Genomic DNA, 14,532 nt, shown 5'->3' with positions numbered 1-14,532 from the left:
CATCAGGCGGTCGCCGATGGGCTCGGCATGGCCACGCAGGGTGTCGTCCTGACGCTTCAGGCATTGCTCTTCGAGCAAGAGGTTCAGGGCATCGAAGCTGTCGAGCCGGGGCGCGGGAACAAGAAAGTTACGGCGCCCGTAGCCGATCACACCTTCAACGGTTCCTTTGTCATTCCCCTTTCCTGGTCGGCCAAACTTGTCATCAAACAGGTAATGCGACTGCAACTCGGCAAAGGTTCTGGTCCGTTCCCGCTTTCCGCCGCCGCAAATTTTCGCAACGGCGATTGTGGTGTTGTCATAGAGGATCGACAGGGGCACGCCGCCAAAGAATGCAAACGCGGAATTGTGCCCGTCGCAAAAAGCCTCGGTCGTCTCAGCCGGATACGCTTTGATGAAGAATGCGTCTGAGTGCGGCAGGGCCATCGCAAAATAATGCAGTTTGCATTCAACGCCGCCGATCACGCCAAGTGTCTCGCCAAAGTCCACCTGGGCATGGCCCGGCGCATGTGACAGCGGCACAAACACCTCTCGGGTCCGACGCTTCTTCTCCCGCACATAATCCGTGACAATGGTGATCCCGCCCGTGAAACCATGTTCATCCCGCAGGCGCTCATGGATACGCTTCGCCGTGTGACGCTGCTTCTTGATCCGGCTCATATCGTCCGCGAGGATCTGGTCGATGATTGCGATGAACGGATCAAGCTTGGGGCGAACTGGCGGCCCTTCACGCCGGTAACCCGGCGGAACCGAGTGCTTCAGAATCTTCGCAACGGTCTTGCGATCAATGCCAAATAGCCGCGCAGCAGCGCTATTACTCATCCCGTCAACATGGCACGCACGCCGCACCCGGTTATAAAGTTCCACTGAATACATCTCCTCACCCTCAGCTCGTTCGCCTCAGGTGTCAGACTGCGGAATTTTGCTCCGCGACGGTCAGATCATCCAACCGATTCAGTGGCCATTTTGTCTCCGGGATTCACACGCGCAGATTGATGCGCATGCCTGGAATCGGTCCGATCACAGCCTCAACAATTGTCGCCACAATCGGTGACGCGCATCAGTTCCGGACCGGACGCGATCTTGCGGCTTGGCTCGGACTGACCCCACTCAACAAATCCAGCGGTGGCAAGGAACGTCTGGGCAAGATCACGAAGCAGGGTGATCGCTACATTCGCAAGTTGTTGGTCGTAGGTATGACATCGCGTGCTGTGATGGCGAAACGTTCGCCAGAGAAGGTCGATTTGTGGACAGCAAAGATCATCGCAGACAAACCGTTCCGACTGGCAACAACTGCCATGGCCAACAAGGCCGCGCGGGCCATCTGGGCGATGCTCACGAAAAAACAGGAGTACCGGCAGCCTGCGTTCTAAGCGCGTCGACTGTCCACGAGATGCAAGACGTTGAAGTGATGATGCGGAATTAAGTCAACCAAGAGCAAGGACACTCCGGCAATGGCAGCGGCCCTCAGAGGTCGATGAGCCGATTGGAACCTCGCTCGCGGAATTCATCAAGGCCAGTGGCGACAATGCCGCCACGCAAACAGGCCGGACAGACGAAGGTACTGACGAAAAATACCCCCAAACATCACCAAAAAGTTCTTGCAATGCAGGAGCCACCCACAGACGACATTGCCGCTCAGCGTAGGCGCTGCGGATGCATTCGGCAGCTTTCGATCGATTGCAGACCATGTTCCTCCGGGTGATGAAAACGAACACCGCGGACAAAGCCGCCTCGTGCTCACACCGCTATTGCTGATGCAGCATCTGTTCGCAGGTGCGGCGACATCTCTTCGGAGGTGCGGCGAGATTCACTAAAGCGGACCTTCATCCGTGCTCAGATCGTCAGATTTCAAACCGACCTCTCGCTGCGCTCAGATTCGACAATCGAGACGCGGACAAAGCACTATTTAGCTTCGTTTGATCCAAGGGCTGTAATGGAACTCCATGCTGACCCTGCCACATCCAACTCCTGCAAAAAATCAGTCCGACGCCCACACAGGCGATTTGCCAATCTTCTCGATCAGATAATCAATAAACACCCGGACTTTAGCGGTCAGCACGTTGGATTTTGGATAAACCAGCCACAACACAGATTGATCATCGACATCGAACTCCGGCAACACTCTGACAAGTGAGCCTTTGCGGACTTCATCGTGAACGCTCCACATTGAGTTCATGGAGATACCAGCCCCTGCCACTGTCGCTGCTTTTTGGCTCAGCCCGTTGTTGAGAACCAGCCGACAGCTCGCCGATTGCGGGTCAAAGACGCCTGTCTTTCCGTCCACAGTTCTCAGGTTGCGCGCAGATTGGTCCTGAAACCCGATCAGCGCATGATCTTCCAGGTCAATTGGCTGTTGCGGTGTACCGTGACGTTGGAGGTAATCTGGTGACGCGCAAAGAATGCGGCGATCATCTGCCAGCTTGCGGGCCTTGAGGCTGGAGTCCTCCAAGGCAGAATTGCGCAATGACAGATCAAAACTGCCCTCAATCAGTCCGACCTTAGTGTCGGAGAGGTGCAAATCGAGCTTTACGTTCGGATGGGTGTCCAGAAACTCCGGCAGTATTGGCGCGATATACATCTGTGCGAAACTGCTGGGGGCTGTGAACCGCAATGTGCCGCTGGCTTCGGAGCTTTCCAGTCCGAGGGCTGCGCGTGCCGCTTTTTCCTGTGCGAGAAGTTCTCTGGCAAAAGGCAGAAACTCGGCCCCCTCGGTGGAAAGACTGACCTTGCGTGTCGAACGGTGCAACAAATCAGACCCGAGGTTTTTCTCAAGTTTGGCAAGTCTCGTACTGGCAACCGCAGGGGCTAACTCGAGGCTGCGACCTGCCTCGCTAATGTTCAGCTTCTCCGCCGCCCGAACAAAAAGGCGAACACTTTCAAGGTCCATGATTATATCCAAAATGCGAATACTGAACTCACTTATATGCTGTTTCATCAGAAAATATAGAAGCTATGTTTGTTTCAATCATAAACAGGAGATCATTCATGGCCTACGACGGCTTCACAACATTCAACGTATCTACCCAAGACGGAATTGCATGGGTGACCTTCGACTATCCCCCGGTCAACATTCAGGGTTTGCCCATGCTGGAGGACTTGAGCAAGCTGGCTGATGGTCTGGAGCAGGACCGCGATATTAAGGTCGTCGTGTTCAAATCTGCGCATCCTGAGATCTTCGTGGCGCACGCTGATACCAATTTCTTGAAGGACATGTCGACCACAGCGGTGGATCGCGCTGAGATCGAGGTGATGGATCTACAAGCGACACTGGATCGGATCAGCAAGCTGCCCCAGGCGACCATCGCTCAGATCGAGGGCTTTGCGCGTGGCGGAGGCCATGAGTTTGCCTTGGCTTGTGATATGCGATTTGCGGCACGCGGTAAGGCCAAGTTCATGCAGATGGAAGTCGGCATGGGCATCCTGCCCTGTGGTGGGGGCGCGTCACGCATGGCCCGTCAGGTCGGACTGGGTCGCGCACTTGAGATTGTTCTCAGCGCCGAGGATTTTGATGCTGACAAGGCCGAAGCCTACGGCACGATCAACAAAGCGCTTGATGCGGACAAGATTGCGGATCACGTCAAAGCCCTCGCTGAACGGATCGCCCAGTTCCCTGCCGAGTCCATCGAGGCCTGCAAGCGAACCGTATATGCGTCAATCGATCTGCCGATTACCGAAGCGCTGAAGGAAGAGGCTTATTGGCTCTATCAGTCGATGAGCAAGACACCGGCGCAAAAGCGGTTCCAATATGCCGATGACAACGGTGCGCAGTTCGACATGGAAAACCAGCGCGCCTGGAACGATCTGGTGATCGGCATTCAGGATGTGAAGTGAACACGAACACAGCAGCGTCAGGCTGACAACCGGCCTGATGCGCAAACATCAACTCACAGGATAGTGCAGATGCCACGGACTGGAACCGTCAATTACCATGTTCACCGCGACACACGGCAGGCATTTCATATTGATGCCGGAGGTGTGGGCGGAATGCTGATTTCACCTGAGCTTGTTGCGACAGATATCAACGTCTGGGATGTGCGCAACGGTCATACTGCGGTGATGTTCGCCACGGATTGCGTCAGCTTTGTCCAAGAGCCGACGAAGGTAGCAGAGTTTACCGCAGATCAACACTGGAAAACCGACTATGATCGCGAATTGGCTGAACTTCTCAAACGGGAAGTGGAGGCAAAAGAGGTTATCGTGTTCGATCACACCGTGCGGGTAGACGATCCAAACTCTGACCGAAAACCCGCCCGCAATGTACATAGTGATTACAGTGCGCAAGGTGCGCAACAACGCCTGGTCGACATTCTGGGATCTGACAAAGCAGCGGAATGGAGCGCAGGACATTACGGGTTCATCAATGTCTGGCGGCCCGTTGAGACGCCGATCAACAGCGCACCGTTGGGGTTTGTGCGTCCGTCAAGCGTGGCGGACGAGGATTGGATCCTGATCGACCTGGTTTACCCGGATCGTCTTGGTCACATCATGGGGCTTGCTGCAAACGACGCGCATGAATGGGTCTATCAATCCAAGATGACGCCGGATGAGGTGGCATTCTTCAACATCTACGACAACAAGGGGCTCCCCTCCATCGCACACAGCGCGATTGATCTGGTCGAGGATGACAGCCTTCATGTGATCCGCAAAAGCATCGAGAGCCGCACACTCGTTCGGTATTGACCGGTTCGCGCAGGAGAAACCTTATGCTCGACACAACGCAACAAGAGACCTTCCCGATTATCAATCGGGCCTACAATTCCGTGTTTCAGAAAGACAAGCTGACGGTCGGCTTGGTCGCGCCGCTGGAGACCTATGCCAACAGTGCCATCCCAACCATGCACAATCAACTCGACCGCATAAAGCAGGCGGAAGACCTGGGCTTTGCCGCCGTTTGGTTGCGCGACGTCCCGTTCAACGTGCCGAGTTTTGGCGATGCAGGTCAGATCTTTGATCCGTGGGTGTATCTCGGGATGTTGGCCGGTCAAACCCAGTCGATTGCTTTGGGACTGGCCAGCGCGGTGCTACCGCTGCGCCACCCTGCACATGTGGCCAAGGCGGCTGCTAGCGTGGATGTGCTGTCCGGTGGCCGCATGTTGCTAGGGGTCGCATCAGGCGACCGGCCCGACGAGTATCCGGCGCTCGACATGTCTTTTGATGATCGTGGTGAAAGGTTCCGCGACGCCTTTGCTTATATCCGCGCAATGGCCAAGGATCGCCCGGCTCATCGGGGCGACCATGGCGCGCTTGACGGCTCAATCGACATGCTGCCCAAACCATTTGGTGCGCGGCTTCCTATGTTGGTTACCGGAGGCAGCCAGCAATCCCCGGACTGGATCGCACGAAACGGCGATGGCTGGATGCTCTATCCGCGCGATACGGCCACGCAGGCAAAGATCATCTCGGACTGGCGCGCGCGCACCGTGGACGCTGGCCGAGACGAACAGCCGGTGATGCAGCCGCTATACGTCGATCTGGTTGAGGATCATCATGCACCGCAACCCATTCATCTGGGCCTGCGATTGAATGCGCATGATCTCGTGGCCTATCTGAAATCGCTTGAGGGCATCGGCGTCAATCATGTCGCGCTCAACTTGCGATTCAATCAGGCCGATATCGCAACCACGCTGAAGCGGCTGGCCGAAGACGTGCTGCCGAACCTCACCATTTAACGGAGAGTACCAGATGACAAAAACCATCCTCATCACTGGCGCGACCGACGGCATCGGGTTGGCAACTGCCCGCGCTTTGGCTTCACTTGGGCATACACTATTGTTGCATGGACGTAATCCCGACAAACTGAATGCGGTACAGATGGATTTGACACGTTCAGGACGAGTCGAACCTGTTCACAGCTATGTTGCTGATCTCTCGCGCCTGGAAGAGGTAGAAAACTTGGCGCAAGCCGTGGTCGCCAATCATCACAGCCTAGATGTGCTGATCAACAACGCAGGTGTCTACGAAACCCCTGAAACGCGCACAGTGGATGGCTTGGATACCCGATTTTCCGTCAATACCTTCGCACCCTACCTTCTCACCAAGCGCCTTTGGAACCTACTTAGCGCAGCGGACGGTGCTCGGGTCGTAAACCTTTCCTCGGCGGCACAATCCCCCGTACAGATCGACGCACTACTTGGCAAGTCCACCCTGTCGGCGGGCGCTGCCTATGCCCAAAGCAAGCTGGCGCTGACCATKTGGTCATCCCAGATGGCYTTRTCTTCGGATGGTGAAGGCCCGGCCATCATTGCGGTYAATCCGGGTTCTATGCTCGGCAGCAAGATGGTGAAACAAGCCTTYGGKGTTGCRGGTGGCGATGTTTCTCAAGGTGCAGACGTGCTTGCGCGAGCAGCCTTGTCCGAGGAATTCGCCGATGCCAATGGCCAGTACTTTGACAATGACTCTGGCCAATTCGCATCTCCCCATCCGGACGTGCAAAACAATCGGAAATCCAAAGCCGTGGTGGATGCGATAGAGGGTTTTCTCGCGAAGTGACTCGAATTGGTCATTTGATTGACCAACGACGACTAGCTGCGCAGTCCAGCCAATCTGGCAGGCTTCAGCAAGGATTGTTGAAAAGCGCACCATGAAGAAAAGAGATTTGATCGCAAAGTATGACCAAGACCTTGTATTGCGAACTTCTCTGGAATTTGGGAAGAACCTCGAAAAGGCGCGCTTGGATCGGGAAAAGTCTCTACACAATGTGGCCGCAGTCTGCTCTGTTCTGTCGGTTGACAAGACTGTTCCAGCCATAGTGTTGGAAGGCTTTAGCTCTCGGGAGGATGCGTGATGGTTTCCAAACCACCAATCGTCGTGATTGGCGCGGGGATTGTAGGCGTGCTGGCAGCCTATGCTTTGGCAAAACAGGGCAAATTGGTACTTATCGTTGACCGGGCGCTTAAGCCTGCGCAAGTTTGCAGCTTTGGAAATGCCGGAATTCTGGCGGTTGGTCACGCCAAGGCATGGGCGGGTCCTGGTGCGATCTGGTCCATCGCACGCGCTTTATTGGGCCGCGAACCCGGGATCAAGGTAACGCGACTGATGGACCCCGCGCTGTGGCGATGGGGAATAGCCTTCCTGGGGCACTGCAGCCACAAGGCCCATCTTTCCAACACCGAGAAACTTCAACGGCTCAGCCGGTTTAGCCGGGAGCTTAGCAAAGACATAGAGGCGGATCTGGGTCTAACGTCAGAGCTGCGCCATGACGGCGGGCTCTATTTGTTTCGCGACGAGACCGAATTTGCAGCCTACACTGGCGCGTTGAAACAGACCGCTGGTAGCGACATTCAGGTTCTTGATCGCAAGGCTCTGATCGCGAAAGAGCCCAGCCTCGCTGGTTGCGCCGATCAATTCGCCGGTGGGCTCTTTTGCACGACAGACTCGGTCGGCAATTGCCGCGACTTCGCCGTGCGTGTGGCCGAAGCGTTGTCCAAGCGCTTTGGCGTGACCTTTCAATTCGAAACGAGCGTAACTGGGTTCACGCAAAGCAACGGTAAGATTGAAGCGGTAGAGACCGACAAAGGCACGATCTCCTGCGAAGCCGTCCTTTTGGCGACTGGCGTGGAAACTCCGAAGCTGACGCGACCGCTGGGGTTCACCCCGAACATTTATCCTGTGAAGGGGTATTCGGGGACCTGGTCCATTCAGGACGAAGCCCGCATTCCGACGTTGCCGTTGGTGGACGAAACCGAGTTGATGGCCGTTGCCTCCTATAGCGGTCAATTGCGTGTCACGGCACTCGCAGAGTTCGCGGGGCACGACATGTCGCTGCCTGCGGATCGCACCGACATGTTGCGTGACTATGTCGCCCGTACTTTTGGCGACGCCGTGGATGCGGACAGCGCTGAATACTGGACCGGTTTGCGCCCCAGCACACCTGCGGGCCCACCCTATCTTGGGCGCATCCGCGCATTCGAAAATCTTTGGGTCAATGCAGGGCACGGTCAGCTGGGTTGGGTAATGGCGGCGGGCTGTGCAGATTTGATCGCCGCCCGCATTACCGGTCAATCTGCCGAGATCGACGGAGTATCTGCCGCTGCGAGCTGGCTCGAAAACATCTAAGGAATTGGATCATGATACCAAAAACCATCACCTACAACGATGTGGCCTCCCGCTTTGCCTGGCCCGACGCCGTTGTCGCCCTGCGGGAGGGTCATACGCTGCCGCGCGCGCAAGTTGACGACGTCTTTCTTGGTCCCGCCGATGAAACACTGCTTAGTCGCGGGGCCTATATCCCGGAGCTTGGCTATGGCATGAAATCGGTCACCGTGTTTGACAAGAATTCAGAGGCTGGCCTCCCCACGGTCCAGGGGGCCATGCTGGTGTTCGAGCCAGATCATGGCCAACTCATAGCTATTATCGAAAGCAAACTTGTTACCGAGATTAAAACCGCCGCAGACTCCGTCCTAGGTGCGACCCTTCTTGCTCGGCCGGACAGTGAGACACTTCTGATCGTAGGCGCAGGCACGGTCGCGCGCAGCCTGGTCAAAGCCTACAGCGCCGTCATGCCTTCGCTGAAGCGTATCGGTATCTGGTCTCGCCGGAGCGAGGCGTCAGCGGCTTTGGTCCATGAGTTTGCTAAGCACGACATTGAGGTCTTTGTGGCACCGAATCTGGCTGAAGCCACAGCCACCGCTGACATCGTCTCGACAGCGACGATGGCCCGCGCGCCTATCCTCAAAGGCGAATGGGTTAGGCCCGGCACACATGTCGACCTGATTGGCGCGTTCAAAGCTGACATGCGTGAGGCTGACGATACTTTGATTTCAATGGGCTCTCTGTTTGTGGACAGCCGGGATACGACAATTGACCATATTGGCGAATTGAAAATCCCAATCGCGCAAGGGCTGATCACTGCAGATGCGGTGAAGGGAGATCTCTATGAACTTGTTAACGGAATACACCCGAGCCGCCAAAGTGCACAGGACGTCACAGTGTTTAAAAATGGGGGTGGTGCGCATCTTGATTTGATGATCGCAGGTTTCCTAGTGAGCCGATTATAAATCTGAAAAGCTGTCACTCGCCAATCGCGCGCCTTTGGATAATTTGGGTTCAGATCAGGCCAATTCCTCTGTGGCGGTTCCCAAAATAAGTGTCGTTGGCAACGACGAAGCCTCTGTGCCCGCATGCGCAAACTGGAAAGTAGACAGGTGGCACAAACAGCCAGGTCAAACATCCGTATGACCGTTTTAGAATTTACATGGCCAGTAAATTGATCAGCTGAACGTCGGCGAAGGGCCGTGGATAAATTGTCGGGGTTGGGTGCCTTCTCATCAATCTCGAATGACGGCTCCGAGCCCATGGACTAAGCCGCTCGCGCGGCAATGGCGCATTTGGCTGATGTTGCGCGCATCCCATGAGGCCCGCATTTTGCGGTCTCGCTGACCTGTCTGACGATTGAGGTTTCTCAATCTGATGACAGGAGGTTCCGATGACAGAGGAGAAGATGAGCCCGCTGCGTGCGCGGATGATGGAGGACATGCGCATCCGGGGGATGGGCGACAAAGCTCAGAAGTCGCACATCAGAGCAATCAAGGATTTCGTTACGTTTCTCGGGCATCCGCCGGATACAGCTACGCCTGAGGAATTGCGCGCCTATCAACTGCACATGACCGATACCGGGGTAACGCCCTCGACTTTCAACACGCGGATCGTGGCCTTGCGGTTCTTTTTCGGCATCACCTGCGGTCGTGAGGACATGAAGCGGTTCATGCAGTTCAAGACCCAGCCCAAGAAGCTGCCGATGGTGTTCAGCGTACAGGAGGTTTCCGACCTGTTGATGGCGACGCCAGGACCGGGGCTGAAGTATCGGGCCGCGCTCAGTATTTCTTACGGCGCAGGGCTGCGTGCTTCGGAGGTCTGCAACCTCAAGATCAGCGACATCGACAGCAATCGGATGCTGATCCATGTCGATCAGGGCAAGGGCGGCAAGGATCGCAAGGTCATGCTGTCGCCGGGATTGCTGGGCCTGCTGCGGGAGTACTGGAAAGAGGCGCGACCAGAGGGCTGGCTGTTCCCGGGTAAACCCAAGATCAACCCGATCTCGTCTCGTCAGTTGAATCGCGCGTTCACCTCGGCAAAACACATGGCCGGGATCAGCAAGCCCGCCACGCTGCACACGCTTCGGCACAGCTTTGCGACCCACCTGCTTGAGGCGAACACGGATGTCCGGGTCATTCAGGTCTTGCTGGGCCACGCCAAACTGACGACCACGGCGCAATACACCCATGTCGCCACCAAGACGATCAAGGACACCGTCAGCCCCTACGAGATGTTGGCCAATCTGCAGGATCAGACCTTGCGGCGAAGCCTGGAGTGATTCACCGGGGTCTTGCCCCGTCTAAAGCTGGAGATTGCTGACATATTCCGAAGGTATGGCCCCGCGTGGCGGCGGGCCAATGCTGGGCATGTCAGCCTCTCCCAACTCAAGGTGATGTCGGCAATAGAAGCCTGCCGGACCGAGGCGCTCGGCGGGCATGTGGCTGCCTGCACCAAATGCGATCACCGTCACATTGCGTATAATTCCTGCAAAAATCGGCACTGTCCCAAATGCCAAGGGCCGACGGCACGCGACTGGATGGCCGCCCGCGCCGAGGATCTGTTGCCCGTGGAGTATTTCCACGTGGTCTTCACCCTGCCGGCGGAGATCGCCCGGATCGCCTACTGGAACAAGCGGGCCGTCTACGGTCTGCTGTTCCGCGCCTCGGCCGAGACCGTGGCGGCCCTCGCCGCTGACCCGAAGCGCCTTGGTGCCCGCGTCGGCATGACCAGCGTGCTGCACACCTGGGGCGCGGCACTCACCCATCATCCGCACATCCACATGATCGTGCCCGGCGGCGGACTGTCGCCAGACGGCACAAGGTGGGTTTCCTGCCGGCCAGGGTTCTTCCTACCCGTCCGGGTGCTGTCGCGCTTGTTCCGACGCCTGTTCATTGAAGGACTATTGGCGCTGCACCAGGAGGGTGCCCTTACCTTCTTCGGTGATCACGAAGAACTGACCGACACCGCCGCCTTCACCAAATGGCTCGCCCCGTTCCGTAGGACCGAATGGGTGGTCTACGCCAAACCGCCTTTCGGCGGGCCGGAGGCGGTACTGGCTTATCTCAGCCGGTATACCTATCGTGTGGCCATCTCGAACCATCGATTGGTCAGTGCGGATGCCAACACCGTCGCATTCTGCTGGAAAGACTACAGGATCAAGCGTGGTGACCGGCAGAAGATCATGAGTCTCGCCACGCCTGAGTTCATCCGCCGCTTTCTCATGCACGTCCTACCCGATGGCTTCCATCGCATTCGCCATTACGGCCTTCTGGCCAGCGCAACACGGAAGGCAAAGATCGCCCGCATCCGCGGCCTACTCGGGCAGCGCTTACCCGAACTGGAAGCGCAGGAACGAACCGAGCTTGCCCCGCTCTCCTTACGCGAACCATGCCCTTGCTGCGGCGGCAACATGCGCGTTGTCGAAATCTTCCGGCGCGGGCAAAAACCAATGTCGCGCGCGCCGCCACGGGAGCAGGCCGCATGACCGAATGCCCGTCCCCCACAGTGCGCACATACCGGCAGCACCAAGCTGTACCGGATCGGTCAGGACGTGCTGAGTTGATGCCGCGATCCGAAAAGGCAGCGATGCTCGCGACATGGGGCCCACTCAAAGCTACAACACGCAAGGTGAAACCTCCGAATGCCGCTCACCAAGGCACAAACCGATCCGCAGAAACAACGGTCCATTCGATCGCCCGCAAACAATCCCCATAGACATCGACAGCCCCCCGCGGCTTCCACCTTGGGAGATTTTCCAACGCGGGCCGCCCGAGCGCCAATCCGCACCGTCGCACCCCGGCCCGCATCGAAAAATCTTCACCATACCGGACTCTCGCCGCTCCCTCCGGCGCCGCACAGCGGTATTCGCATTGCTGCCATTCGTGCAAGCCGCAGCATTTTTGTCAACGCAAGGACTGCTATGCGCAACAAGGACGAAACCGCTCTCGCGGTATTGGCGCTTGTGGCGAGTGATGCACACTAAATGGACGCTACGATTTTGTAGATGGGCGCGCCTGTCTGACGATTGGGACCTTCTCAATCTGATGACAGGAGGTTCCGATGACGGACCAGTATGTGCCTGCGCTGCGCCAGCGTTTTCTCGAAGACATGCGGATCAAGGGGCTGCAGCCCAAGACGCAGACGATGTACCTGCGGGCGATGCGCGACTTCACGCGGTTTCTCGGGCACTCGCCGGACACAGCGACACCGGAAGAGCTCAGGGCGTTCCAACTTGACATGAAGGAGCGGAGTGTGGGAGCGCCCACGTTCAACAACCGGCTGACGGTGCTGAGCTTCTTCTTTGCGACGACATGCCCGCGCCCGGAGATGAAGCGGCATATGCGCTACCAGCGGGCGGCCAAGAAGATCCCCGTTGTGCTGAGCGCCGAGGAGGTTGCGCGTATCCTCGAAACGGCACCCGGGCCGGGTTTGCGGTACCGAGCTGCCTTCAGCGTGGCCTATGGCGGCGGGTTGAGGGCGAGTGAAGTCACGCACCTCAAGGTCGGCGATATCGACAGCGACCGGATGCTGATCCGGGTCGACCAGGGTAAGGGCCGCAAGGATCGCCATGTGATGTTGTCGCCAAGCCTGTTGGAGCTCCTGCGTGATTATTACCGTGAAGCCCGGCCCGCAGGCTGGCTCTTTCCCGGTCGCAACCGGGTCAACCCGATCTCGACCCGGCAGTTCAACCGCGCGTTTGGCGTCGCCTGCGACTTCGCCGAGATCAGGAAGAAGGTCTCGCCCCACACGCTACGTCACAGCTTCGCGACGCACCTCCTGGAGGGCGGGACGGATATCCGGGTGATCCAGGTGCTGCTGGGTCACGCCAAGCTGGAAACCACTACAGTTTATACAAAGGTGGCGACCAAGACGATCCGGGATGTGACCAGCCCGCTTGATCTGCTGGTGAGGCGGGAGGCTGGGTCCGGCTGACCCCGGTCCAATGTCCTACCCCAGACTGGAGGTCGCGGATATCTTCCGCGCCCATGGTCCTGCCTATCGCCGCGCGCATTCCCGGCATCTGAACCTGCCGCAGTTGAAGGTGATGTCCGCGATCGAGACCTGCCGCACCGCTGCACTCGGCGGGCACGTTGCGGCCTGCACCAAGTGCGGACACCAACACATCGCCTACAACTCGTGCCGGAACCGGCATTGCCCGAAGTGCCAAGGCAGCGCGGCACAGGACTGGATGCAGGCGCGCATGGAGGACTTGCTGCCGGTGGAATACTTCCACGTGGTCTTCACCTTGCCGTCGCAGATCACCGACATCGCGTACCAGAACAAGGCGGCGGTCTACGGTCTCTTGTTCACGGCATCGGCCCGGACCCTTCTGACCATCGCGGCCGACCCAAAGCATCTGGGCGCCCGCATCGGCATGACATCGGTGCTCCATACCTGGGGCTCGGCGATGACGCACCACCCGCATGTGCACGTGATCGTGCCAGGCGGAGGAATGTCACCAGATGGCACGCGATGGATCGGCTGCCGCCCGGGGTTCTTTCTTCCGGTGAAGGTTCTGTCTCGGCTGTTCCGGCGTCTGTTCCTCGAAGGGTTGGCGAGGTTGCACCAGGCGGGGAAGCTGCGCTTCTTCGGCGATCTGTCGGAGTTGGCCAACCCGGATACCTTCCAGGCCCTTCTCGCGCCGCTGCGCAAATCCGACTGGGTCGTCTATGCCAAGCCATCCTTCGGCGGCCCCGAAGCCGTACTGGCCTACCTCAGCCGCTACATCCACCGCGTCGCGATCTCGAACCACCGCCTCGTCAGCGCAGATGCCGACACCGTGGCCTTCCGGTGGAAGGACTACCGGATCAAGAAAGGCGATCGCATGAAGGTCATGCGCCTGCCAACGGCGGAGTTCATCCGCCGCTTCCTGATCCACGTCCTGCCGTCGGGCTTCCACCGCATCCGCCATGCGGGCTTCCTCGCCAACGGCATCCGTCGTGACAGGATCGCAATGATCAGGCGCTTGCTCGACAGCGAACCAAAGCCGGATCAAATGGCCCACGAACCTCCGCTCACCGGCGCTGACGAAGACGACCAGCTTCAGCCTTGCCCGAAATGCGGCGGCGCCATGGTGGTCATCGAGACCTTCACCCGCGGTCAGACCCCGCGATCCCGCGCGCCACCCTGGGAGGATGCCGCATGATCCAGCCCTCACACCTGGTTCCACCATCAGCAGGCACCGGACCAGTCGTTGCGGCCACTCCACCGAAACCCACGTTGCAGCAGGCCAATGGCAACAGCAAAATGACGATCCCGCGGCATGGGCCCAGAAAGATCAGCTGGCCGGCACGGATCGGTGTCGTCAGCCTCAAGCGTCATGGCATCCGCCAACCAAGCCTCGAGCCACTATCCCCATAGCAGCGAAAGCCGCCCGCGCTTTCCTCCTTGTCAGATTTATCGCCGCTGCAGCTCACGCTGACAGCAGCCACAAACCTTAGACTTTGCTGCCGTTTGTATGCTAGCCAGTGACGTCCGCTTTTCGGCGCCGGGCAGTTA

The 14,532-nt window shown here is 58.0% G+C and carries 14 protein-coding genes; 12 read left to right on the top strand and 2 right to left on the bottom strand.

Translation table 11 applies throughout. The annotated features are described in order from the left end of the window. The coding region (istA, locus tag D9K61_RS19480) for an IS21 family transposase (protein ID WP_120634878.1) at positions 1-873 on the bottom strand (873 nt) is incomplete at its 3' end. 119 nt (positions 874-992) lie between these two features. On the opposite strand from istA, the gene D9K61_RS19475 reads away from it, so the two are divergent. Next, positions 993-1,370 (top strand): transposase, encoded by a 378-nt coding sequence (locus D9K61_RS19475; protein ID WP_371688487.1) that lies wholly within the window; start codon positions 993-995, stop codon positions 1,368-1,370. Positions 1,371-1,978: 608 nt separating this feature from the next. Here the strand turns inward: D9K61_RS19475 and D9K61_RS19470 are convergent. After that, on the bottom strand, positions 1,979-2,887 hold the full coding sequence (locus tag D9K61_RS19470; protein WP_120634877.1) for a LysR family transcriptional regulator: 909 nt from the start codon (positions 2,885-2,887) through the stop codon (positions 1,979-1,981). A 98-nt stretch (positions 2,888-2,985) separates the two neighbouring features. Here D9K61_RS19470 and D9K61_RS19465 point away from each other — a divergent pair, with 98 nt between their 5' ends. The 11 genes from D9K61_RS19465 (at position 2,986) to D9K61_RS27040 (ending at position 14,394) form a co-directional block, all read left to right on the top strand. Next, positions 2,986-3,831 (top strand): enoyl-CoA hydratase/isomerase family protein, encoded by an 846-nt coding sequence (locus D9K61_RS19465; RefSeq protein WP_120634842.1) that lies wholly within the window; start codon positions 2,986-2,988, stop codon positions 3,829-3,831. Positions 3,832-3,900: 69 nt separating this feature from the next. Further along, entirely contained in the window at positions 3,901-4,680 is a 780-nt protein-coding gene (locus D9K61_RS19460; protein WP_120634841.1) for a CmcJ/NvfI family oxidoreductase, read from the top strand. Positions 4,681-4,703: 23 nt separating this feature from the next. Then, positions 4,704-5,669: an LLM class oxidoreductase gene (locus D9K61_RS19455; RefSeq protein ID WP_120634840.1), complete on the top strand. Its 966-nt coding sequence runs from the start codon at positions 4,704-4,706 to the stop codon at positions 5,667-5,669. A gap of 13 nt (positions 5,670-5,682) precedes the next feature. After that, positions 5,683-6,489 (top strand): SDR family NAD(P)-dependent oxidoreductase, encoded by an 807-nt coding sequence (locus D9K61_RS19450; protein ID WP_120634839.1) that lies wholly within the window; start codon positions 5,683-5,685, stop codon positions 6,487-6,489. A gap of 294 nt (positions 6,490-6,783) precedes the next feature. After that, positions 6,784-8,055 (top strand): FAD-dependent oxidoreductase, encoded by a 1,272-nt coding sequence (locus tag D9K61_RS19440; protein WP_120634837.1) that lies wholly within the window; start codon positions 6,784-6,786, stop codon positions 8,053-8,055. Between the two features lie 11 nt (positions 8,056-8,066). Then, a complete protein-coding gene (locus tag D9K61_RS19435) occupies positions 8,067-8,996 on the top strand; it encodes an ornithine cyclodeaminase family protein (RefSeq protein ID WP_120634836.1) in 930 nt (309 codons plus the stop codon). A 428-nt stretch (positions 8,997-9,424) separates the two neighbouring features. After that, complete coding sequence (locus D9K61_RS19430) at positions 9,425-10,312, top strand: site-specific integrase (RefSeq protein WP_120634835.1); 888 nt, start codon at positions 9,425-9,427, stop codon at positions 10,310-10,312. Positions 10,313-10,324: 12 nt separating this feature from the next. Then, entirely contained in the window at positions 10,325-11,518 is a 1,194-nt protein-coding gene (locus D9K61_RS19425) for an IS91 family transposase (RefSeq protein ID WP_120634834.1), read from the top strand. 575 nt (positions 11,519-12,093) lie between these two features. Then, positions 12,094-12,966 (top strand): site-specific integrase, encoded by an 873-nt coding sequence (locus tag D9K61_RS19420; RefSeq protein WP_120634833.1) that lies wholly within the window; start codon positions 12,094-12,096, stop codon positions 12,964-12,966. A 10-nt stretch (positions 12,967-12,976) separates the two neighbouring features. Beyond that, positions 12,977-14,179, top strand: a complete 1,203-nt coding sequence (locus D9K61_RS19415) for an IS91 family transposase (protein ID WP_120634832.1) — start codon at positions 12,977-12,979, stop codon at positions 14,177-14,179. Continuing rightward, positions 14,176-14,394 carry a hypothetical protein gene (locus D9K61_RS27040; protein ID WP_162946747.1) on the top strand — a complete coding sequence of 73 codons (219 nt, stop codon included), beginning with the start codon at positions 14,176-14,178 and terminating at the stop codon, positions 14,392-14,394. Before D9K61_RS19415 ends, D9K61_RS27040 begins: the two co-directional genes overlap by 4 nt. Positions 14,395-14,532 lie beyond the last annotated feature (138 nt).

The sequence above is a fragment of the Ruegeria sp. EL01 genome, assembly GCF_900313035.1.
In the GTDB taxonomy this organism is placed as follows: Bacteria; Pseudomonadota; Alphaproteobacteria; order Rhodobacterales; family Rhodobacteraceae; genus Ruegeria.
Note: the sequence above shows the minus strand (reverse complement) of the source record. Positions and strands in the feature narration are given on the sequence as shown.

Bases quoted from the DNA above. Each gene is read 5' to 3' on its own strand.
- D9K61_RS19415 (WP_120634832.1), top strand. From the start codon at position 12,977: ATGTCCTACCCCAGACTGGAGGTCGCGGATATCTTCCGCGCCCATGGT.
- D9K61_RS19435 (WP_120634836.1), top strand. From the start codon at position 8,067: ATGATACCAAAAACCATCACCTACAACGATGTGGCCTCCCGCTTTGCC.
- D9K61_RS19460 (WP_120634841.1), top strand. From the start codon at position 3,901: ATGCCACGGACTGGAACCGTCAATTACCATGTTCACCGCGACACACGG.
- D9K61_RS19430 (WP_120634835.1), top strand. From the start codon at position 9,425: ATGACAGAGGAGAAGATGAGCCCGCTGCGTGCGCGGATGATGGAGGAC.
- D9K61_RS27040 (WP_162946747.1), top strand. From the start codon at position 14,176: ATGATCCAGCCCTCACACCTGGTTCCACCATCAGCAGGCACCGGACCA.
- D9K61_RS19465 (WP_120634842.1), top strand. From the start codon at position 2,986: ATGGCCTACGACGGCTTCACAACATTCAACGTATCTACCCAAGACGGA.
- D9K61_RS19475 (WP_371688487.1), top strand. From the start codon at position 993: ATGCGCATGCCTGGAATCGGTCCGATCACAGCCTCAACAATTGTCGCC.
- D9K61_RS19455 (WP_120634840.1), top strand. From the start codon at position 4,704: ATGCTCGACACAACGCAACAAGAGACCTTCCCGATTATCAATCGGGCC.
- D9K61_RS19440 (WP_120634837.1), top strand. From the start codon at position 6,784: ATGGTTTCCAAACCACCAATCGTCGTGATTGGCGCGGGGATTGTAGGC.
- D9K61_RS19420 (WP_120634833.1), top strand. From the start codon at position 12,094: ATGACGGACCAGTATGTGCCTGCGCTGCGCCAGCGTTTTCTCGAAGAC.
- D9K61_RS19470 (WP_120634877.1), bottom strand. From the start codon at position 2,887: ATGGACCTTGAAAGTGTTCGCCTTTTTGTTCGGGCGGCGGAGAAGCTG.